Source organism: Prevotella sp. E13-27 (assembly GCF_023217965.1).
Classification (GTDB): Bacteria; Bacteroidota; Bacteroidia; order Bacteroidales; family Bacteroidaceae; genus Prevotella.
Genome location: NZ_JALPSC010000002.1, coordinates 479,025 through 502,474, shown reverse-complemented (window position 1 = coordinate 502,474; position 23,450 = coordinate 479,025). Strand labels below are relative to the sequence as shown.

The 23,450-nt window shown below is 46.0% G+C and carries 19 protein-coding genes; 2 read left to right on the top strand and 17 right to left on the bottom strand.

Annotated elements, in window-relative coordinates:
• The first annotated feature begins 6 nt into the window (after positions 1-6).
• Together M1L52_RS10985 and ccsA are read left to right on the top strand one after the other, a co-directional pair.
• Complete coding sequence (locus tag M1L52_RS10985) at positions 7-1,716, top strand: di-heme oxidoredictase family protein (RefSeq protein ID WP_248615051.1); 1,710 nt, start codon at positions 7-9, stop codon at positions 1,714-1,716.
• Positions 1,717-1,727: 11 nt separating this feature from the next.
• Positions 1,728-3,929, top strand: coding sequence for a cytochrome c biogenesis protein CcsA (ccsA, locus tag M1L52_RS10980; protein WP_248615050.1), 2,202 nt, complete (start codon positions 1,728-1,730; stop codon positions 3,927-3,929).
• 19 nt (positions 3,930-3,948) lie between these two features.
• Here ccsA and M1L52_RS10975 read toward each other — a convergent pair whose 3' ends face one another.
• The 17 genes from M1L52_RS10975 to M1L52_RS10895 all read right to left on the bottom strand — a co-directional run bounded on the left by M1L52_RS10975 (position 3,949) and on the right by M1L52_RS10895 (position 23,444).
• Complete coding sequence (locus M1L52_RS10975) at positions 3,949-4,701, bottom strand: acyl-[acyl-carrier-protein] thioesterase (protein WP_248615049.1); 753 nt, start codon at positions 4,699-4,701, stop codon at positions 3,949-3,951.
• The gene (locus M1L52_RS10970) at positions 4,701-5,288 is read right to left on the bottom strand and encodes an IMPACT family protein (RefSeq protein WP_248615048.1); all 588 of its coding nucleotides are present in this window, start codon (positions 5,286-5,288) and stop codon (positions 4,701-4,703) included. Before M1L52_RS10970 ends, M1L52_RS10975 begins: the two co-directional genes overlap by 1 nt.
• Positions 5,289-5,427: 139 nt before the next feature.
• Positions 5,428-6,675, bottom strand: coding sequence for a DUF1015 domain-containing protein (locus tag M1L52_RS10965; protein ID WP_248615047.1), 1,248 nt, complete (start codon positions 6,673-6,675; stop codon positions 5,428-5,430).
• A 64-nt stretch (positions 6,676-6,739) separates the two neighbouring features.
• The gene (locus M1L52_RS10960) at positions 6,740-7,165 is read right to left on the bottom strand and encodes an HIT family protein (RefSeq protein ID WP_248615045.1); all 426 of its coding nucleotides are present in this window, start codon (positions 7,163-7,165) and stop codon (positions 6,740-6,742) included.
• A gap of 30 nt (positions 7,166-7,195) precedes the next feature.
• The gene (locus M1L52_RS10955) at positions 7,196-9,457 is read right to left on the bottom strand and encodes a M6 family metalloprotease domain-containing protein (protein WP_248615043.1); all 2,262 of its coding nucleotides are present in this window, start codon (positions 9,455-9,457) and stop codon (positions 7,196-7,198) included.
• A gap of 241 nt (positions 9,458-9,698) precedes the next feature.
• Entirely contained in the window at positions 9,699-9,794 is a 96-nt protein-coding gene (locus M1L52_RS10950) for a smalltalk protein (RefSeq protein WP_248615042.1), read from the bottom strand.
• 117 nt (positions 9,795-9,911) lie between these two features.
• Entirely contained in the window at positions 9,912-10,406 is a 495-nt protein-coding gene (locus M1L52_RS10945; RefSeq protein ID WP_248615040.1) for a hypothetical protein, read from the bottom strand.
• A 118-nt stretch (positions 10,407-10,524) separates the two neighbouring features.
• Entirely contained in the window at positions 10,525-10,944 is a 420-nt protein-coding gene (locus tag M1L52_RS10940; protein WP_248615038.1) for an N-acetylmuramoyl-L-alanine amidase, read from the bottom strand.
• A gap of 260 nt (positions 10,945-11,204) precedes the next feature.
• Positions 11,205-11,381 carry a hypothetical protein gene (locus M1L52_RS10935; RefSeq protein WP_248615037.1) on the bottom strand — a complete coding sequence of 59 codons (177 nt, stop codon included), beginning with the start codon at positions 11,379-11,381 and terminating at the stop codon, positions 11,205-11,207.
• A gap of 184 nt (positions 11,382-11,565) precedes the next feature.
• On the bottom strand, positions 11,566-12,834 hold the full coding sequence (locus M1L52_RS10930; RefSeq protein WP_248615035.1) for a virulence-associated E family protein: 1,269 nt from the start codon (positions 12,832-12,834) through the stop codon (positions 11,566-11,568).
• Between the two features lie 113 nt (positions 12,835-12,947).
• Positions 12,948-13,091 (bottom strand): helix-turn-helix transcriptional regulator, encoded by a 144-nt coding sequence (locus M1L52_RS10925; RefSeq protein WP_317231501.1) that lies wholly within the window; start codon positions 13,089-13,091, stop codon positions 12,948-12,950.
• Between the two features lie 146 nt (positions 13,092-13,237).
• On the bottom strand, positions 13,238-14,560 hold the full coding sequence (locus tag M1L52_RS10920; protein WP_248615032.1) for a hypothetical protein: 1,323 nt from the start codon (positions 14,558-14,560) through the stop codon (positions 13,238-13,240).
• An 81-nt stretch (positions 14,561-14,641) separates the two neighbouring features.
• On the bottom strand, positions 14,642-16,006 hold the full coding sequence (locus M1L52_RS10915) for a DUF4302 domain-containing protein (protein ID WP_248615031.1): 1,365 nt from the start codon (positions 16,004-16,006) through the stop codon (positions 14,642-14,644).
• A 15-nt stretch (positions 16,007-16,021) separates the two neighbouring features.
• Positions 16,022-16,945 carry a putative zinc-binding metallopeptidase gene (locus M1L52_RS10910; protein ID WP_248615029.1) on the bottom strand — a complete coding sequence of 308 codons (924 nt, stop codon included), beginning with the start codon at positions 16,943-16,945 and terminating at the stop codon, positions 16,022-16,024.
• 25 nt (positions 16,946-16,970) lie between these two features.
• A complete protein-coding gene (locus tag M1L52_RS10905) occupies positions 16,971-18,653 on the bottom strand; it encodes a RagB/SusD family nutrient uptake outer membrane protein (RefSeq protein ID WP_248615028.1) in 1,683 nt (560 codons plus the stop codon).
• 45 nt (positions 18,654-18,698) lie between these two features.
• Positions 18,699-22,016: a SusC/RagA family TonB-linked outer membrane protein gene (locus M1L52_RS10900; RefSeq protein ID WP_248615026.1), complete on the bottom strand. Its 3,318-nt coding sequence runs from the start codon at positions 22,014-22,016 to the stop codon at positions 18,699-18,701.
• Between the two features lie 579 nt (positions 22,017-22,595).
• Entirely contained in the window at positions 22,596-23,444 is an 849-nt protein-coding gene (locus M1L52_RS10895; RefSeq protein WP_248615025.1) for a hypothetical protein, read from the bottom strand.
• Positions 23,445-23,450: the final 6 nt, after the last annotated feature.

Sequence of the window (23,450 nt, the reverse complement as noted above, 5' to 3'; positions counted from 1 at the left end):
AGATAAATGAACAAATTAACCTTATCAGGACTATTCCTGTTTGGTACCGTCATCACTATCGGCTGCTCCGATAGTGATGATGCCGTATCACCAACCACATGGGAGATTGGCAATCCCACAAAGACCGACTACCCTGAAGACTACTACACGGGAGGTCTTCTCGGTACAACCACCGTCAACAGTTCTACAGCATTTAAACAGCCTACAAAATCTGTTGAAGATGCTGACATGATGACAGCCTTCAACGAAGGTGAATATCTTTTCGAGAAAGACTATAACACCAATACCGAAGGTGCTTTCCACGGACTGGGACCTGTCTATGTGCGCCGCGGCTGTCTCTACTGTCATCCCGGCTACGGTCATGGTGCACGTCAGACCAGCTATAAGGCCGATACCCATCGCAATGGTTACCTGCTTGTCATTTATGACAAGACCACAAATCAATATATCCGCTCCGTAGCAGGCATGCCACAGACTGGTGCAGTAAAACCCTTCAAGGCACCTATCAATGAAAAAGACATTACCATAGCATGGAAAGACTACACCGACGAATGGGGCAACCAGTTCCCCGACGGTGAGACCTATTCACTCATCTATCCGGAAGTGACTATTCCCTACAGTGCCTACTATGCTCCCGTTGTAGTAAGCCGTGGAGGTGTTGACGTTGAACTGACAGAGGAGCAATACCTGTCAGATGTAGGCGTGCTGCTTGAATCTACTATCGGCATCTATGGTACAGGCATCACCGATGCCATTCCCGACGACTCTATCACCGCACAGTGGAAGAAAGAGAGCGACTATTTCAACAAGATTGGCAAGACCGACGCCTTGAATCCTGCCATGTGGAACCAGTCAACAGGCACTTGGAACAGTTACTATTCCAACTCTCTGCAGGGTGATGGCACTAAGTATGTACGTCGCTACACCTACGCTTTGTCACGCGGTCCTATACTCGATGCTGCCGGTGCCAATGCCATCTGGAACATCACCAACGTAACCCGTTCTGACCGTCGCTACCACTATCTCGATCTTGCCGGAAAGTACTATGCAACCAAGTCATCGCAAGATGCTGAGGTACAGGCAGGCTTTACTGAATATATTAATGCCATTGACCCTGGGAAGGCGCATCCCGAATGGCATACCGGCAATCTGCAGCAAGACATCTATACATATCTTACAAGCAAGTCGCTCAATGCTGAGATGACCGACGCTCAGTACAAGAACCTTATGATATGGCATCGCGGCCTGGCCGTTCCTGCAGCCCGCAACACCACGACCAGCGACTTCAAGGAAGGCAAGCGTCTGTTCACACAGATTGGCTGCGCTGCCTGCCACCGTCCGTCATGGGAGACTGGCGACGACCACATCCAGGATCCTGCTAAGTTCTTTAAATCCGACAGCGACATGCCTCGCTATCCTCATCAGAAGATCTGGCCATATACGGACTTCGTTCAGCATCGCCTGTGGATGAAGAACGACATACGTACCGGTTGGTGTCGCACTACCCCGCTCTGGGGACGAGGTCTTGCAGCTAAGTGTGGCAGTGGCGTTGAGCGCATGCACGACTGTCGCGCACGCAATGTCATGGAAGCCATCATGTGGCATGGATGCAAGAACGAAGGCGGCATGAGCGATGCATATAATGCTGTAGTGAAGTTCCGCAATCTGTCAAAGAAAGAACGTGATCAAGTCATTTATTTCATTGAATCTATCTGATATCATCATTAATGCTTAAGAAACTCCTATTCACCCTATACGCACTAATCATAGTGTGTATAGGGTTTGCTACTGTCATTGAGAAATACCATGGAACAACTTTCGTCAACGACTATGTCTATGGTGCCTGGTGGTTCATCGTTGTATGGATACTTCTCACCTTGTCTGCTGTGGTTTATATGTTCCGCCAACGACTCTACAGACGATTTGCCGTCATGTTGCTCCATGTGTCGTTCATAGTCATACTATTAGGCGCGCTAACAACATTTCTTACTGCCAAAAGAGGCACGGTGCACCTGAGGTCTGATGTTTCGACAAACACCTACGCGGATAACGGCAACCATGTTCAGTCATTCCCTTTCAGTCTTACGCTGAAAGACTTCAAGATAGTGAATTATCCTGGTACTGATGCCCCACTCGACTACCAGAGCATCATTGCTGTAAAACAAGGCGAAGCTGTCAGCGATGTCATTGTATCGATGAACAACATCGGAAACATTGACGGCTATCGTCTCTTTCAGTCAAGCTATGACAGTGACAACGCAGGAGTTTCGTTAGGTGTCAGCTATGACCCTTACGGCATTGCAATAACCTATATTGGCTACATATTGCTCTTCGTCGGAGTGATAGCAACACTTCTGTCAAAGAAGACACAGATGCGCAGTCTTTACCGTAAAGCCATGAAGCCAGCTGTTGCCATAGCGATGACGATGATTTGTCTCAGTGCCAATGCCAACGATGAACTACCAACTGTAAACAAGGACATTGCCCACAGACTCGGTACCATAAACGTGTTGCATAACAATCGCATCTGTCCTCTCAACACCGTAGCCACCGACTTCGTCATAAAGCTGACAGGCAGCGCCTCATGGAATGGCTATTCTGCTGATGAAATCTTCACGAGCTGGATGATTTACTATTCTCCATGGGAGGAGCAGAAGATTATCCGCATTAAAAGCCGAGATGTTCAGCAATTGCTTGGCATAGACAGCAAGTGGGCTTCCTACAGCGATTTCGTTGACGCATACCATGAATATAAACTACGTTCGGCCATCGACGATGCTCGTAAAGGAGAAGGACATATCAGCATGAAAGAACTTATGGAAGCCGATGAGAAGTTCCATGTGGTAGAAATGTTCTATAACGGACAGCTTTTAAAAATGTTTCCATTCAAGATGTCTGATGGTACTGTAAGCTGGTTCATGCCGGGTGCACAGGCGCTGCCAGACGTTATACCTGTGAAGGAGCAGTTCTTCATAAAGCAATCCATGGACTTCCTCACGGAAAGCATTGTCACTGGACAAAAAGAGCGCTCAAAGGAAATCATAGCAAAGATACAGCTTTTTCAACGCGAGATGATCGGCTCACTTCTGCCTAACAAGAATGCAACTCAAGCAGAAATATTCTACAACACGATAAGTACCTGGAAGAGTCCTATTTTCGCAATAGTGACACTCAGCCTGTTGCTTTGCATATTGCTATCATCGTCATCAAGGATTAGTAGCCTTCGATGGTTCAAGATTTCAGTTCTTTCTTTTACATCGCTGATTCTTTTTTATGTCACGCTGATACTTGGTCTGCGCTGGTGGCTAAGCGGACATATCCCTGTGAGCAATGGCCACGAGACCATGCTGTTCATGGCGTGGGCTATTCTAATCATCACTATAGTAATAGACCGTAAGGTTACCATTATATCCGGCTTCAGTACGCTTATCGCAGCATTCTGTCTTCTTGTTGCAATGCTATCAGGCAGCAACGCCCAACTGACGACATTAATGCCTGTATTACAGTCGCCTCTACTGTCGGTACATGTCATGACAGTAATGTGTGCCTATGCCTTGTTTGCATTACAATGCCTGCTGAGCATACACTCCTTAATACTTATAAGAAAAGACAAAAAGGATGAGGTCGAGCGCACAACAGCACTTTCAAAGCTACTTCTCTACCCCGCTGTGTTCCTGCTTGCAATAGGAATATTCATTGGTGCTATATGGGCAAATGTGTCCTGGGGAAACTATTGGTCATGGGATCCGAAAGAGACCTGGGCACTCATCACCTTTATGGTCTATGGCGTAGCTTTTCACGACCAGTCAATATCATGGTTGAAAAAGCCCACTGCCTTTCATCTTTATATCGCTCTCTCGTTCCTCACCATCCTCATGACCTATTTCGGTGTGAACTATTTCTTAGGAGGTATGCATTCCTATGCATAGCCTCCTAAGAATCAGGTCATTATACAAAGAGCAGTTTACTGCGGCAAGTCTCAGTGCCGTCAGAACGGACTATGCGCACGCAGTACTCACCTTCTCCTGTCTGCTCGCGATAGAACGACAGTTTGTCGCCCTCGTGGGCCTCTGCAACGTATGCTATCTCAAAACGCTTCAGACGGTGCTCCTTATACCAGTCTATCGACCATAGGTCGAGCACATGCTCTATGTACTTCACTGAGTTGATATGGCCATTGATATCCACGTCATTATAATGCGTCTCTATGGCACTCACGAACTCAGCCGTGTCCGACATCTTCACGCGTCCGCCCTTCTCTATCGGACACTCCTTGTCGTCAACTATCCAGTTCTTTATTGCACCGTCATCAATCGAGAAGATATCGGTCGGCTGTCGAGTGTCGGTGTCAATCATTGCCCATACTGAGCGACCATAGCCATATATCTTCTCGTTGCCGTTCTCGTCAGCACCTACAACCCTAAAGTTTCTGTTGGTAAAGAAGCGCATGGCACTCTCCACCCATGTCTCCACATTGAACTTTGTGTACTGTGCAGGCATCTCCTCCATCTCTATGGCCAGTCGTGAGAGCACCCACGAGCGCTTGATGGTCATCAGATACTTCATTCCGAAGCCACGAGCTGACGAATGGAAGTCAGCGGCATTGAGCATGTGGTTGCCCATGTGTCCCATAAACAGTCGGCCAGAGAAGTCGCAATGGAACGGCTCTGCCATAAATTCATATGATCCTATCTTATCCATTATTCTCCAAAACTTAGTTTCTTCAGACGTGAGCGCAGCTGGTCTGCCTCAGAGCGTCTGATGCTTAATTTTATCTGACAATTATTGTCGTATGTCTGTTCAATTATTCGTGGCTGCATCTCCTTCACTATTCGCATCACGTCGTTCATCATCACATAAGGGAAGTCATAGGTAACAATCTCTTCCACTTGCTTGGTAATGACGTCAGCATGAGCTATGGCATCGGCAGCCGCCTCACGATATGCCACAATGAGACCGCTCGTTCCAAGATTCACTCCTCCATAATAGCGCACCACGACAATAAGAATGTCAGTCAGCTCATTGCTGTTTATCTGCCCAAGAATGGGTTTGCCTGCTGTTGACGAAGGTTCTCCGTCATCGTTGGCACGGAAGTCTGTGCGGTCAGCACCAAGCATATATGCATAGCATACATGACGGGCATCGTAGTATTTCTTCCTATAGTCCGCCAGCAGGTTCTTTATCTCGTCTAGCGATTCTACATGGTGAGCAAAAGCGAGGAATTTACTCCGCTTTTCAGAGTAAAATCCCTCGCTTGTATTTGATATCGTCTTGAATTCGTCGGTCATTATTATTTTCTCGTCGTTATAACGATTTCTCGATTTTTCGATATTTCGATTAAACGATTTTTCGATATTTCGATTAAACGATTATTCGATATTTCGATTAAACGATTATTCGATAAATCGACATTCCGAAATAACGTCATTACGACAGTTTATGAATCACGAGTCCTGAGCGCAGTTTCGGCTCGAACCATGTAGCCTTTGGAGGCATGATCTTTCCGCTGTCAGCAATATTCATGATTTGCTGCATGGAAACAGGATAGAGAGCCAGTGCCATGCGCATTTCACCACTATCCACACGACGCTTCAGCTCGCCAAGGCCACGCAGTCCGCCAACGAAGTCAATACGCTTGTCGCTGCGCAGATCCTTTATTCCAAGTATCTCGTCAAGAATGAGACGGCTTGAGATGTCAACATCGAGCACACCGATAGAGTCAGTCTCGTCGTAAGTGCCTTCTTTCGCCTTCAGGCTGTACCAATGCTGGTCGAGATAGAGCGAGAACTCATGCAGCTGCTGCGGCTTATAGATTTCAGTACCCTTATCCTCAACGATGAAGTTCACCTGCAATGCAGCAAGGAACTCCTCTGAAGAGAGACCGTTAAGGTCTTTAACCACGCGGTTATAGTCGAGGATGGTGAGCTGTGATGCCTGGAAGCACACTGCCATGAAGTAGTTATACTCCTCCTTACCTGTATGGTTGGGGTTCTGCTTCTGCTTTTCAGCGCCTACGAGTGCTGCTGCAGCCGAACGGTGGTGACCGTCAGCGATATAGAGCGACGGCATCTTTGCGAACTCGGCAGTGATGGTCTCCATGTCCTGCTTGTCGCTGATCACCCAGAACTGATGACGGAAGCCGTCTATTGGTGCTATAAAGTCGTACTCAGGCTCTGTTGCTGCATAGCGCATGATGAGCTTGTCAAGAACAGCATTGTCAGGATAGGCGAAGAACACCGGCTCGATGTTTGCATTATTTACACGCACATGCTTCATGCGGTCTTCTTCCTTGTCGCGACGTGTCAGCTCGTGTTTCTTAATGCGTCCCTGCATGTAGTCATCGACCAAGGCGCCAACCACAAGGCCGTACTGTGTTTTGCCATTCATAGTCTGAGCATAGATATAATAGTGGTCGTCAGCATCCTGAACCAACCAGCCATTATCCTGGAACTTCTTGAAGTTCTCAGCTGCTTTCTCATAGACACGAGGATCATACTCGCTTGTGCCGACAGGGAAATCAATCTCAGGTTTGATTATATGATAGAGGCTCTTCTCATTATCGCCAGCCTCGGCGCGGGCCTCTTCACTGTCAAGCACGTCGTAAGGACGGCTCTCTACTTGTTCAACGAGTTCTTTCGGTGGGCGTATGCCGCGAAATGGTTTTACTGTTGCCATATTTTTGGTCGTTATTGGACGTTATCTCGTTTAATCGTTTAACCGTTTAATCGATTAATCGAAATTATAAATTCTCCTTGATTTTCTCAATCATCTCCTGATACTCAGCATCAGAAAGATATACCTTGCCCGGGTTCATCTGGAACACGCCACCATAGTCTGGTCCGTCAACATACTTCGGAGCGAGATGGAAATGCAGATGAGAAAGCTTGTCGCTATATGCGCCATAGTTAATCTTTTCGGGATTAAAAGCCTTCTGCATTGCACGTGTCACGCGTGCCACGTCGGCCATGAAGGCATTACGGTCTTCGTCACTCAGCTCGTTAAGGTCGTTCACATGGTCTTTGTATGCCACGAGACAGCGGCCGCGATAAGTCTGCTCCTTGAAAAGGAAAGCACGTGACACTGACAACTGTGCGAACTCTATCATCAGGTCGTGAAGTGTCTGATTGTTAGTGCAATAAAGGCACTGTTTTGGATCACTCTGCATAATAATATTTATTTTGTTAAGTTTCTGTTTTTACTTTACAATAGCCTTCTTACCATCACGAACGATAATGCCTTTGTAATTGGCATCTACCTTCTGGCCGGCAAGGTTATAAACGCCTTTCTCCTTTGCTGACGACATCTTGATATCATCAATGCCATTGGCAGCGTTCTTGTCAACACCGAACACGATATCATCGATATATGTTGCTGCAGAATTGGTAGTACTCAACATACTTATCTGTATCTGTGCGCCAGCAGGAATCTTCTGAGAATAAGTCAGCTCAACATTTCCGTTCTTGGCAATATCAACCTGTGTCTTACCATCGGTTGTTGGAATAGCCGTCCAGTTGTCCTGGTCACTCACGCGGTACTTCACGGAAAGTTTCGTCTTGGCAGTACCATTCCACACTTTAAAGCTGAAATTGCGGATTGCATAGCTTGTTGCCTGAGTCTCAGCAATACCGTTACGGTTAATCTTCAACACACGATTGCCATTACCCTTACCGCTGGCTGGAGCAGCAATAACAGCATTAGTCAGATTCCACTTGCAGAATGTTCCATTGAGGTCTGTTGCGTCGCCAGTAGTCTCAGCGATAGTCTCGAATGTCTCGGTCTCCTTATCATATAGGTTCTTTCCTGCAGTAAAGGTAATCTTTCCGTCCTCTGTCTCTGTTATGTCGTAGAGGTCAAGCACTGCGGGTTTTCCTGCATATGATTTCAGAGCAGGAGTGCCGTCACTAAGCACATCAATAACGTTTGCTTCACCTGGGAAAGGCGTATATTCAGAGTTTATGTCCCTATCAGGCTTTGACGAAAGCAGTTCGAGATACAGGCGTGAAGGTGTGGTGTTCACAACGTTTGTTTGCCATACCGTAGGATCTGTCTCGTCAACACGCCAGATGAGCATTCCATGACCAGGCAGGAAGCGGTCCCAGCCCTGGTTCTGACGGTTCTCTAAGTAGAAGACCTCATTATTAGTGCCAGTCTTCAGCTGATAGAACTTGTTTGAAGTATCAAATGGCTCAAGCTCGTAGTTGCCGGCAACATCGAGAGTCTGCAGCTCGCTGAATCCGAGGCTGTAGCGCTCGTATGAGCTGTAGCCGGCAGGAGTAAGTCCATAGTTATGGTCAGCACCGCCTGCCATAACGTCCCACTCATCAGGATGGCGCGACTCGCCGCCGCTGCCCTCATAGTCAGTATCATAATGATCGGCAAGGCCAAGCACATGACTGAACTCATGGCACATAGTGCCTATACCGTCGAGATTCTTATGCTGCTCAGCAAATCCCTCATAGTCTTGAATCTCCACACTGCAGGCATAACGTCCCATAAATCTGTTGTCCCAACGCAGCGAGTAACCAGATGCTACTGAGGTGAGATCGTTGGCATGTGGCCATAGGTACTTCTCGTTGTTTCCCTGCACATAGCTTCCGTAACCAGCGAAGATGAAATAGACCATGTCAATATATCCATTGTTATCCAGGTCATATTTTGTGAAGTCAACAGAGCTGTTTACAGCATTCATGACAGCCTTTATAATGTTCAGCTGTCTGTTCATGTAGCCGGGATTTTCCTGATTATTATGCTTTGGCCAGGGATATTCGCAAGAATAATTAATTGTAACAGGACCTACGACGTCAAACGTAGGGTCAAACACTCCCATTGAGTTCTGATAGAAATAGTCTCTCACGCTACCCTCTACATTAACAGGATAGTTCGTCTTTGTAGAGTCCGTATAGTTTTTCTTGCTTGTCAGATCCTGATAGAAGCTCTTTGGGTCAGAGCTGAGGAACTTCTTGTCGTTCCACTCCACGAGAATGACAAGTCCCTTGAACTGGCTGTAGTCAATGGGTTGCCAGATAACATTCTTCTTTCCTACGACAGACTTCTGAGCTGCTCTTCCGAACAACGGGTTCTCCAAGAGTCCCTTAGCGCTTTCCTTCAGTTCAAGCTCAGCTTTTGTAGCTTTAGGAGCCAGCATTTTCTTCTGGTTAGCAAGGAACACGTTCTCACTGAGCGTACGCTCTGAAGGATTCTTCGCCACTACGCTTGTTTCCTCGAGCATTCCCTCGGCATTCTTCTGTGCAAAACGGTAGAAGCCGTCACTTCCCTTTACTACGGTATAGCCGTCTATTGTTGTCATAAAACTACGGAACTCGTCACCATGCATCAGCAATGTGACAGTTGTTCCGTCTGGCTGAAACACATCAACAGGCTTAGTATAGCCAGGACGTGCCATAATCGATGTTGCAGTAAGCATCATCGCTGAAATAACTATAGCTAATTTCTTCATATTCTTCAATTCGTTTATGTCTGTTTATATTTCTGTGCAAAGTTAGGCATTAATTTCTGAAAAAGCAAGCGAATGCACAAAAAAGTGATGAGGGTGTGTCAAAACACAAGATTTAATTAAAAACAACGGATTTCGCGGATTTTACGGATTTAAGCCCTACTGATAATCAGTAACTTAGAAAATCCGTTTAATCCGTGAAATCCGTTGTGGTTAATTATGACACGTCCTCATCACATAAATGTCACATGCACGATGTTGTGCTGATAGCCGTAAGTGCAGCTGTGATGATAGACGACAGAATGTTTAGTATCATTCTCCAGATTTCCCTATTCTTCATTTTTCAATTGTGTTTATAATATTAGTATTTCTAATCTAACTCATTCCCCCTCCCCTCGGGCGCTCGGCGCTTGCGACGCTTGGCTCGTCCAAGAATGGAAGGGGTGGGTTTTAGGTTTTACGGCTGCTCCTCAATGGCTCCGCCTGGTGTGTCATTGCCACCGCTACTACTATTGCCGGCAGCAGCATCCTTACCGATGAAAGTAGTGATATTTGCCAGCGACACCTGTCGGCGGATAGCGGGACCACTGTATGTCGTACCCTTGTCCTGCGCACCACGGAACTTCACTCTTAGCGCCGTGATGTTCTTGTCAGAATCGAAGTCCTCATAAGTATCTGCGCCGGTAGAATGGCAGGAGATGTAGAGTGTGCCTATGTCGTCGAGCTTCACCTTATAGCCTGAGCGGAGCAGTTCGCCTATACAGTGCATCAGCTTGCGTGTCAGGCCCAGCACCACATCGTCGGTATATATGGTGCCATGTTCCATGATGTGCTTTGCCAATCCGTCGGTGTCAACGGTACCCATATAGGCAATCTTACTGTACCACTTCTTGTAGCGCTTCGGCAATTTCTCAATGTTGCACTGATAGACTTTGTAAAACAGTTTTTCCATTGTCGTTTAGTTTTTGTGTTGGTTTATTTGATTTGTTTACTAAGAGAGATGTTTAACTTCTCTCGGAACAAAGTTTAACTTCTCTCGGAGTAAAGTGGCACTTCTCTTGAAGTAAAGTTTAACTTCTCTCGGATAGTTCTTTTCTAACATCGTAGCAGGGACAGTCTTTGTGTACGCCTGGCAGGTCGCGGTGTCCTAACACCTGAGCCATGGGATAACGTTTCTTCATACTGCTGATGAGCTTTGTCAATGTTCGCTTCTGAGCTTCCGTTCGCGTATCCTCTGGTTGTCCTCTCGCGTTGAGACCGCCTTCATAGCAGATCCCAATAGAGTGCGGATTGAACTTCTTTCCGGCGTGTGCACCGACAGTTTCCTCTTTCCGTCCCATGTGGATTTCTCCATCCTTGGTCACGTAGTAGTGATAGCCGCAGCCATTCCATCCCCTTGAGCGGTGATCGTTGTCGAGTGCTTCGAAGGTGTAGTCCCTGTCGCACCGCGATGCGGAGCAGTGGATAATAATCATGTCAATCTCTCGCATACGCATTTTACACTTTGTTTGATGGTTAATAAAAAGCGAGGGAAGCGACGGACCAGACAAGCCTCATGGCGGTGTTTTGGATGTTGTTGCAAGCCAACCGTTGACTATGAGTTGCGCCTTGCCAGGGTCGCCATGGCTGTGTCCATGACTCCGTCGCCGTTCCCTCTGGATGACAATACAAAGGTACTACATTGGCGAGGCGCGTTTCTGCTATAGACAAGGCTTGTGGAGATAAACGGGGTTTGTTGCGATAATCGGGGCTATGACTCCACGTCTATACAGAACATCTCTGCTATAAAGCCTACTATTCTGGGCGGCAGTACCCTCATGTTTGGTGTCATGCCCATGGCCTCCAGTTCTTTCAAGTAGGGCTTACACCAGTTCATAAGCGTGGTGACGCTCACTCCTGCCCTATCTGCCAGTTGTTGTTTCGACATTGCTTTCATAGAATCTTTATTTAATTTACTAACCTCTCACCTCTAACCTCTCACCTCTAACCTCTAGTGACAGTGACAGCGTGACAGCAGAATTTTGAAAAGTATTATGCGTACTGCGTATACGCGCACGGTACGCGTAGAGTTTTGAAAAACGTGCTGTCACGCTGTCACTGTCACCGTTTTCTTAGAAAGGTTCATCTTCACTTGCAAGCATACGTAATCGTGTTTTAATCTCCTCGCTATCGCGCTGCACCACGATGTAACCACGTGAGTGATTGGTACGACGGCTTTCAAACCCCATAGTAGTAAACGCCTGACCGATACGTGTGGCATAGACATGCTGCGAGATGTTGCCACTGATAATCTGCATGGCACGACTCACAGGCATGAACTCTCCCGCTTCACCTGCTTTAGGTTTACGGAAGAACACATCCACCAGTTCAGTCTCTATCTGAGGTGCCTCGAAGGCACTGTTATGCAAAGAAAGCCGCTGAATCTCCTCTTGTGAGAACCAGTAGCGGTAGCCCTGTCGGTAGAGGGCATACGCCTGAGCGTAGATGCCCTCATACTCGAAGGGGAAGTCGCGTGGCGACATGATGTTCACTATTTCGAACGGCAGCCACCGTCGGTTGCCAGTAGGATCGTTGAGAAACTGCGGGTTATTGCCAGTGCCACAAAACGAGGCTATATGCTTACGGTGCTCATGGAAATGGGCATAGGCAGCACGCTCATCTATCGACGGCATTGTAACCGCAGCTTTAAGCTGGTTCATCTCCGAAGGACGCATAGTATCCAGCTCCTCACAACACACCAACCCATACTGAGCCAATGTCAGCAGTTCATCGCGACCCATGCGACTGGCGTTTGTCTTAGTATAGAAATAGCGCGACAGCTCAGGCGGCAGCAGATAGTTGAACCACGTGGTCTTATAAGACCCCTGCTCACCGATAAGCACCAGTATGACATTGTTTACTACACTGTCATCCACCCATGCAGCAACCATAGCCACGAGCCACTTTTTCAAATATTCGGCGAAGAGCATTTGCTCACGCACATCGCCCTTAACATTAACCGACGTTGACATCGACAGGATATAGTCCTCACCATTCCACGGCGGCAGCCTACTGAGATAGAAGCGGAATGGGTGGAAGTCGGGCACAAAGTCCGACTCTATCACCCTATACATATCGACCACCCTCACCGTCTTCTTTGCAGACATCTCAGCCCACAGCGAGTTGATGACACGGTCGGTGATGGGCATCCAGTCAGTACTGTCGTGCTCATAGCTTGACGGTATCCTGTACTCCACACGGCCAGTGATGACATTATACCGTAACAGGATTCTGTCCATCAGAAAGTCCTGAATATCATCCACCGTGGCAATGGAGTCCTTCCAATTCTTTTCATGTTTGCCATTCTTCTCAGGTTTTGCCTTTTTCTCTTTGTTCCTCATCTTTCAGCGATTTTTTACCTTACAAAGTTACTAAATATGAGAATCGAATGCAAGAAAAAAAGCTTCTAATTGAAGCTGACACGTGAAATGACAACCTGAGAGGTTTACCTAGATTAATCAAAAAGGTCGCGGACACGCACACCAAGCGCATCAGCGAACTTATGAAGCCGTTCAACGGTTATACCTGCACCATTGACAACATTAGACACTGCCTGTTTAGTGATACCTAATCGGCGGCCTAGTTCTACGTCATCAATGTTTTTTTTCTGCCATCACTCTGCGCAGGTTCAACTGCGACTTGAATTGTTTCTTTTCCATTGTTGTTTTTGTTTTAAAATTGTTATACGAAAAAGAGGATATGCCTCAGCGACATATCCTCTTGAATTATAAGTTATAAGTCTGATTACTTTACAACGAACTTCTTACCGTCGCGGATAAAGAGGCCCTTAACAGCACCGTTAACCTTCTGACCCATGAGGTTGTAAGTCATCTTAGAAGACTTAGAAGCAGCGTTAACTTCGTTGATGCCTGCAGCATCGGCCTTCTCATCAATTTCAATATACAGGTTGCAGCACCAGCCCATCGAGTAAGCGCCACCCTGTTCGTTTGGATTTGTAGCAACAGCAAAGTAACGGATGAAGTTTGGATCATCGTCAACAAAATAGTCACCTTCCTTATGGTCACCCTCTTCATCAGTCCAAGCCTCTCTATGCTCAGTCTTAAAGAACTCATAGCCTGTCTTAGTAGCAACACCATTCAGAGCCTTAGCCTCGTAATCACGCCTAATACTAGTACCTTCGAGAGCACAGCCAACAAGCTTCATATAACCATAAGCGACTTCATCTTTGGTGTAATCATAGTCGTCAACCTGCTGGCCATACTTGATAGCAACATTATCACCCTCAACATCCACGCTTATTGGGCAGAGGCCAAGGAAGTTATGAACTGTAAGAGCTGTATTCCAGTCTTCAACATGTACTCTCTTTTGAACTTTTACCCAGTCAGAACCGTTACCACCAAGGCTCTCACCTGTGGTAGTGTAATACATTGTGGCATTTGGTACAAACACTTCAAGATCGAAACCAAAGTTCCATGCGCCACCATCTTCATAATCTACCAAGTAATTGTAGAAGCCACAGACTTCCTCACCTTCAGTCTCAGTATCAGTTATCAACGACAAAGAACCATCGTCTTCAACGTCGAACGCAATTCCATTCATTAAGTGTGCAAGCTTGCCTCCAGCCTCAGATATGCCAAACAGCACGAAGCGACCATAGGTATCGTGAGTATAAATAGTCTGCTGAGGAATAGTAAGAGTCTGTTCTTCAGCATCATAGTAACCATAGGCAACAGCAGGAGCATAAGTAAAACCAGTCAGCTTAACGTTGTAATTAAAATCTACTGGTGTTTCGCCTTCATCATAGTATGGAGTCATCACACCAGTCTCGTTTGTGATAGTGAACTCAGAAGATGTTACAAACTCCTTTTTGTAAGTAGTGTAGTAATCCATGATGTAGGTACCTGCAATACCTTCAGAAGCTTCAACCTTAGCAATCTTTGATGCGCTAAGAGCAGAAGAAGACATGCTTGGTGTAGCAGCTACAGCCATCGCAGACTCCAACTCTACAGGAGCATTCATCATGCGAACCTTAGAAATTTTCGACTGTGCGCTTGCACCTAATGCCACCATGATGGCAGCTGCGAAAATAAGTAAACCTTTTTTCATAATCTAGTTGTTTTAAATTGTTTTTAATTACCAGCCAGGAAACACATGTGCCCCCTGGCTGGCGTGTTGAAAATGTTTGAATTAATTCTTGTCCTGATAATAGCTCTGATCCTCCATGAAATAAGAAGGAGTAGAATAAACGGTAATGACATTCGTTGGATCATCCACGTCGGTCATGCGAATCCATGAAGGACGACGCTGATAGTCGCATGTCAGATCAAAGGTGTGACCATAGATGCAATCGAGCACCTTGTCCCAACCAATCTTACGATAGGCCTTACCTGCCTTGTTGTTAACAGAAGGCATCTGAGTAAACTTAACGCGAGTACCTTCTTCATTCAACACATCACCAGAGAAGCCCCAGTATGGAGCATCGGTAGATGTTGTCATGCTGCAAGCCAGCTTATTGTCGGTGGTCATACCTACAGTTGCAGTATAGATCTTTACTTCGTCCTTATTCTTACCATAGGTCTTAAGCTTTTCAAGCATAGCATCCCAGAAAGGCTTAGCATACGCACCCACGTCGCCATAGCGCTGATACCATGTACCGGTAAGAATGTTCTCAGCCAGAGTAGGCATGTAGCTGTCCAACTGGAGCTGAGGATTGTTACGGAACACGAAGTAGTCGTCGGTAGTGCCCTTCAAGAGACCGTTAAGCTTAATTCCGTCAACATCAACTTCACGATAGAACTCGAAGCCGTCGTCCTTAACGATGTAAGGTGCAACAACGGTCTGCTTCTGACCATACTGGTCACGATATTCGAACACCAAGCTGCGATAGCCGCCGTTACTCGTTGCGGTGATTTTCTTACCCTCAGGCAGTGCTGCACCAGCGAGAGTATATGAGCGTGATGACATATAGGTCTCAGTAGCAGAAGCTTCAGAGATAATGCTCTCCCATGTACGGTCAACAGGTATCGGCGTCATAACAATCTTGTTATTAGACTTCTTTCCACGCATTACCACAGAGTCGGCAGATGCATGCATCACACGGAACTCCATGTCGCCTGACAGACCATCGGCTGTATCATAGGTATAGTCGGGGTTGTTTGGCATAGAGAAGTAGTGGATCGTTGGATTATATGAATCAAACGACAGAACTGTTCCCATGCTAAGCTCAAGCTTGAAGTGACTGGTTGATTTGACAGCCTTGCCTGAAGCATCAAGACCAGCAACGTGGTTTGCGCCCCATTTCTCGCTGGCAACAGTAGCTGAATCGCCTTCAAACTTAACCATGATATTATAACCGCCAATGCTCAGGTTGCCATAATAGCTCATGAGCCATCCGTTAGGAGCAGCTGTCAGTACAGTACGAACCTTTTCCAGATTTTCGCCAGAACGCTGCGATGCTGTCTCGCTGAAAATAGGATCTTCCTTCAGGGAGCAGGCAGCAAAAGACATCAGTACCACAGCTGAAGCCAAAATATAATATATCTTCTTAATCATAGCAGAACTGTTTTATTATTTAAGTGTACGCAAATCAAGTGTCATTGACTCGGCAGAACGACGAAGCACTACAGCGCGCATGTCGTCGAGATCGAGATTCCAATTATCCTTGAAGTATTTCTTCATCAGGCTCAGCTTCTGATTAAGGATTGCTGTACCAGAGGTACCAGCCTGATCGAGAATCAGCTGCCAACCTGCAGCAGTGTTAGTTACATAGGTAGCATAGATTTCTGCGAAATCCTCATTATACTCACTGGAAGCATAGCTGGTAACGAAACCTTCCCTGGCAACTTTCTTGTCCTCAAGGTTGATCCAGTCAGTAGCATGATAGGTAGCTGCAGAGATGGAGCGGAAAGATGTATCATACTCCTTCTTCTGTGTGAGGATGTGGCAGAACTCATGGTGCATGGTGTGGAAAAACCAGTAGTTCATGTCAATGGGCTTAACCTGATGGCTCTCGTATGGATTTGTTGTGTTGATACGAGGATTATCGATGTCAAGCTCGTTGACGCCATAGAGCATAACCTTCAAGCCACCCTCGGCAGTACCCAGCACCTGAGAACCGTTAGCGTTCCACTTGTAGGAACCTGTGAGCTGAATGATACGTGGAACGTAAGTCTTTACGAACTCAGGACTGATTGCCTCTGCATAGGCATCGAGCCACACATGCTTTACGAGTATGGCAAGAGCCTTCGACTTGTCCAAATCGGCAGGAATGACGTTGTAAGCAAGGTCAGACTCATTGTCGATATAATTATATCTGAACGATATGTTGTAAGTCTGGCGATAGTTAGTCTCCAGCCAGTTGTCAAACGCAGTCTTCTCAGGCAATGACACACTGTCAAATACGCTCTTTGAATCAAGAGCTTCATCGGAACAGCTGCACAGACCCAGCGTTAAAGCCAGCGACAGCGAAATGCTTATATTTTTGATTTTCATAAATGTTCTCTTTTAATATGAATGTTTATTCATCATCATCTGGATTAATATATTCAGACTTTGTGCTCTCAATATAAGCATCAATCTGCTCCTTAGTCATGCGGGCGTTGCCAGGGAGTCCTGCTGTAATAACAGTATTTGGCAACTGAACAGCACCGCGAAGGTCACCAGCAATGAACACCAGTGGGTCCTCACCCTTTACAAGGTGGGTGAACTCAATACCATAGCGCTTCAGGTCCATGAAACGGAGGCCGTGGCACTGGCTCTCAATACGCTTAAGATGAAGAATCATCTGAAGCACATTCTCCATATCGCCAGCAGCAACAGTGAAGCCCTGTGGATGCATGTGCTTTCTCATTGAACGGTCACGCCAGCTGTCGGGAGTACGCTTTGCATAGTCAAGACCATTCTTAGAATCGGCAATGAAAGATGTAATAGAAGCAACAGTCAGAGGTGCTGGAGCTGGAGCTACGATTGTACCATCTTCTACTTTGTCCTTACAGTGGGTGCTAAGCCAAGTGTTGATGTCGTTAACGGCGTTGTTCAACTGGCCTAAGAGTGCGTATGCCTCAGCACGCTCAAGAATGGTCAAGTCGCCAGTGAACACTGGATCAACAGCATGTGCATAGCCAATGCCGGCAACTTTATCAGAATATTCAAACTGCTCGTCGTATGATGGATAGGCAACACACTGGTCGGTGCCATAGAGCTTGTTTGCATAGATGATAGAGTTTTTGCTTGAACCATTACCCCAAGGGCCTTCCACCCAGTATGTCTCATAACTTGCCATTGTCTGATTATGGTTGAAACGGGCATTGCTACCACTGCTTGCCAGATAACGGCAGCTACGGGTGTATGAGTTGATGAGAATCAGGTTGCAGTCCTGATCAGAACGTATCCACTGATTACCGAAGTCCTGACGACCCAAGTTACGGTATGGCTCATAGTCGCGCAACATTGCGGCAGGATTGTCTCCCAGCACTTCTGAAGCATACTTCACAGCCTTGTCATACTGCATGTAATAGAGGTTGAAGCGTGCGGCAAAAGCGTATGCGGCCTTAGTGTTGAAGTGATACTTGGGCTGCTTATATCTTGCATTTGCCTCATTAATGTTTGCCAAGGCTTCTTCAATATCCTTGTTGATTGCCTCGTAGAGCTGACGCAGAGTGCCACGCTCATAGTGAGTATTGATATCCTGCTCAGGAATCAAAGGATAAGGAAGTCCAGGATATTCGTCAGCCTTGGTAGGATCCCATGCCATGCAGAAAGTGTTAGCAAGCTGGAACATGCTGTATGCACGGACGATCTTTGCTTCAGCAACATCGCCAATCATGCTTGAAGGATTACCAAGTTCATTGATAGCATCGAGTGCCTGGTTGCACACAGCTACAGAACGATAGAATCCCTCCCAAACATCGTAAGGGCTATCAGAACTCTCCTCAGTAGGATCCTTGAAACGGTAGAGCTCCTCACAAAGAATTGGTGACGAATAGCTGCGGCCATTGTCATCGACATTGTCTGACAACATCTCGTGAATAAGGTTGTTTGTCACCGATGGATAAGCCTCCAAAAGCAACTGAGTAATCTTCTCCTTAGAGTTCAACTCAGCGCGGTCATCGGGCAGCTTGTCAAGGTAGTCATTGCAGGATGTCAATGCAAACAGGCCTACCCCTAACACACCTAATTTATATACTAATGACTTTATCATATTTTTCTTATTTCTTTTTTTACAATGTTCAACAGTTAATGTCAATTAGATTCCTAAGCGAAGTGTGAAAGTAAACTGCTTAGCCATAGGCACTGCCACACCACCAGAGTTAAAGAACTCAGGATCCTGTCCGTTGAGTTTCTTATCAGCATAGATAAGGAATGGGTTGGTAGCCTGGAGCTTCATGCTCATGTTTGAAAGGCCCAATGGCTGTACCCAGTCCTTAGGGAAGTCATAAGCAAGAGAGATCTCCTTCATGCGGATGAAGTCACCCTTTGCAATACGCTCTGTAGAATAGTTATATGCATTGTATGCATAACCCAGATAAGAGTCGTTCTGAATCTGACGAAGGTCAGCCATTGCAGGAACGTTGGTAAGTTTCTCGTCACCAGGAACCTCCCAGCGGTTAGCGAACTCACGAGGCATTGCTGTCAGGTCTGAGTAAGACACAGCAAATCGAGGATCAAGGCGAACTACATTTCCGAAAGAATAGGTAATGAAGACGTTCAAGTGCCAGTTCTTATAACGGAACATGTTACCGAATGAACCTGTAACAGTTGGATCTGTAGGACCTTCATAAACGAGATACTGTGTATCGTAAGACTGGAAGTCAATATCGCTGGTAGTCTTCTCACCATTCTCATTGATAAATGTAGGCAGACCATTAGCATTCAAGCCCTGGAAGTTCATTGAGAACAACGAACGATAAGGATAGCCCTTCTCAGTGAAGCCGTTACCAGTGATGAGGTCGATGACACGGTTACGAGAATCGAATTCGGTCACCTCACAGTATGTATGAGAATAGATAATATCTGTTGTCCAGTCGAAATCCTTGGTCATAATGTTCTTCGTGGTCAGCGAGAACTCTTCACCATGTGACTTCATTGAAGCAACGTTAGGTTTCTTCACAATCTCACCGCCTACACCAGTTGAACGCTTAGGACCGATAAGGTCGTAGTTGTTACGTGTGTACCAATCAAACTCGAAGTTGATGCGGTTGTTAAGGAAGCCGAGAGCGAGACCGAGATTGAGCTCGTGTTTCTTCTCGTATGTCAATGATGAGTTGGCAAATTCAGCTATACCAAGACCCGACTCTGCATCTGTAGAGTAAGCACGCCATGCATTATATGCCTGGATGATGACGAGCGAGTTTGTCATAGCAGGCTTGTCACCTGTCAGAGAGTAGCTGGCTTTGAAAGTTGCGTTGGTCAGCTTATCCTTGAACATATCGGCAAACCAAGGCTCCTCATGTGCGTTCCATGCTGCTGACACGTTCCATGTGGGAAGCCAACGTGCGCTAGTAGCCTTACCAAGACGGTTACTACCTTCGTAACGTACTGTTCCGTTAACAGTATAGCGTCCTTTCCATGAGTAGGTTGCAGTACCGAAGAACGAAGCCTCACGGCTATAGCCATTTCTCAGAGCATAATAGATATTGTTCTCCTCTTTTGCCTGCTTGAAGTACTTGTAGTCATAGCTGCCAAGCTGACCCATGTCATAGAGCACGCCAACCTTAGTATTGGTAGAAGAGCTACGGACAACATCATTTATTTCCATACCGCCATATGCGTTGACAATGTGATCCTCAAAGAACACGTCATTGTAGCTTACGGTAGCACGGAAGTCCCATGAATTCATCTTATAGACTGTTTCCTTCTGGAAGCCACCCTTGCTCAACACAGTCTCAGGGAGTGCATTCAAAACGTCAGGGTCTGTATAGAGCCAAGGGTTAGAATTACGCATGGTAGCATCGTCCATCATGCGGAAAGCCATTGCCTGGTTAGAAGTCTCAGTAATAAAGTGCTGCTGAGTAGTTGTAGAGTACTTATATGCACCAAGGGCGCTCAGCTCAACGGTGCGAACTGGCTTGTACTTCAGTTCAGCCTGGAACTTCATATCAACAACGTCAAGCTGCATGTAGTTGTTCTCAAGCTCGTGATGAATGTTGAAAGGTGCATAGTTACGAATATAATACTCATTTGGATCAAGAGTACGAGAACTGTTGATTGCGTATGAGTATGGGTTGATATCGAAATCACGCTTAACCTCACCCGACACCACATCGGTCTCACGACCTACGGTACCAGGAGCCTCCTGCTTACGATAAGCGGTGTTGCCGATAAGGTTCAGAGAGACCTTCTTGTTCAGATTATAGTTCGCATTGATGTTAGCAGTATAACGCTCCACCTTGCTGCGCTCAGTCCAACCTGGATCCTGCATCATAGAGAACGATGCATAGTACTGAGCCTTGTCTGTACCTGATGTAAGAGATATAGAGTGGTTGTGCTGGATGCTATTCTTAAACAGCTCGTCAAACCAGTCTGTATTACGATACTCAGCCTCGCGCAGGTAGTTGTTCATAGCCTCCTGAGTGTTGGCAAGCTTGAAGTCACCTGTTGAAGGGTCATACTCGTTCATGAGGTGATACATCTTACCATATACGCCGCTTGAGCTTGCACGATAGCTGCTCATGAATGACAGGAAGCCGTTGTTCTGCATCTCACGGAACACACTCATCTGCTCCTGAGAGTTCATGATGTTGAACGTAGAGTAGCTTGGCTTCAAGCGCATGGTGTATTCACCAGTATAGCTAATCTTTGAGGTACCTGCCTTACCACGCTTTGTGGTAACAACAATCACACCTGCCATCGCGCGCGCACCATATATAGAGGTGGCAGAACCGTCCTTCAGAATCTGGAACGACTCAATATCGTCTGCATTCAAGCCCGCAATAGCGCTGGAAATCAGCGTGGTAGCATCACCAGAAGAAAGAGCGTCGGCATCAACTTCGGTTACATCTTCCATGATAACACCATCGACAACCCACAGAGGTTTTGATGAACCATAGATAGAAGTAGCACCACGGACACGAATCTTTGGTGCTGTACCGAATGTACCAGACACGTTCTGAACGCTGACACCTGCAGCACGTCCCTCAAGAGAGCGAGAGATATCGGCAACACCATCGAGCTTTGTCTTTTCAGCATCAATCTTTGTTGTAGAACCGGTAAACAGACGTTTATCCATCTTCTGCATACCAGTAACGACGACCTCGTCGAGGCTTGTTGCTTCATCAACAGACAATACGACTTTCATGCCGTTCTTTGCTACAACGGTCTGTGTTTTCATGCCTATTGCACTAATCTTCAGCTTTGCGCCAGGTGCAACACTTAGCGTAAACTTACCATCAATGTTTGTGACGGTTCCTTTGTTTTTGGTTCCACTGATAAGTACGGAAGCACCGATAACAGGCTCTCCATCTTCATGTGAGATGACTGTACCTGTTATTCTGCTATCCTGAGCAAATACAGTTCCAATGGTTAAGATCAAACCGACCAAAAACGCTGTTAGTCTTTTCTCCATAAATACTATTTTGTCAATTTTATACAATAACTTGTTCAATACCTCTGTAAAATTACTTAAACGTAACAATTTTTAGTGCGGAAACACACAATCAGTTTGCAAAGTTAATACTTTTTCATGGATTTCAATACATTTTTTGCAAAAAACGTGCAAAATTACTATCATTTTTTTACGAAACATCAAAAAACGCTTGCAAATTATAAGTATATTTACACATTAAACCCCAATCACGACTTTTTACAATTGTTTAATATTACTTATAGGCAACTTTTTTAGTGCCCTTTGGGGCAGAAATCTTTCAAATCTTCCCAAATCTGTCAAATCTATATTGTTTGATTTGTTTTTATTTGTCAGATTTCTTCGACGAGCAAAGCGAGTAGAACTCGATTATTCGTAAAGAGTCAGAAAAAAAGAGAGTGTGTCAAAACACAAGATTTAATTAAAAACAACGGATTTCGCGGATTTTACGGATTTAAGCCCTACTGATAATCAGTAACTTAGAAAATCCGTTTAATCCGTGAAATCCGTTGTGGTTAATTATGACACGTCCTCTTATAATATATTAATGTATAAGGATTACTACTTCACAAGAACAACCAAGTACTTGCTGGTGCTCCAAAACGTCTCAGGACGAGTGATGCGGAGCACATACTGCTTGTTGGCATCGCGAGTGAGAGAATAGCTGCCTGCCGGATGAGACGTAAGAATCTCAGCATCGCGAGAATAGAGTTTTATCTCCTTATCCACGCGGATGTCAATCTGTGTAAAGTAGCTCTTGTTGAAGTTGTCCTGAAGCACCTTACCGTCAACAAGAATCTTCTGTTCCTTCAGCTCCTTCTTTGTTCCGAAGACAAACCACGCCTGATTGAGCTTCTGGTCCTGAGAGTTTATAGTCTCAGACTTTGCGCTGCTCTCTTCACGAAGCGAAGACACATCTTCACTCAAGCCAGCTATGGTCTCATCGAGCTCCACGATATGTATCTCTTTTGCGAGAAGTTCTTCACGGAGGCTACGCAGCTGAGCATCCTTCTCTTCCAACTGACGGGTGAGATTGTCGATAGTGCGCTTCAACTGTTCGCTATTAATAGTGCTCTCACGAAGCCGTAAGCGCAATTTATTAATAAGCTCGCGGTTCTGCTGCATAGTGCTCTGGATGAACTGCATGTTCTCACGGATACGGTCTGCTGAGATGGAGCCTTCACCAGACTGAGCAACGGTAACACGTCCCTGAGCCTCACTTATCTCGCGAAAGCCTTGCTCAATATCGTTAAACGTGCCAACGACATCGTTAATCTCATTATCCTTTTGCGCAATAACCTGACGCAATGAATCGAGCTGCTGAGTAAGGTGCTCATCAGCATTGTTGTTGTTCTGTTTGCAAGCAGTCATGGCAAGTGCCACGAATGCAAAAATAATTAGCTTTCTCATTATTAA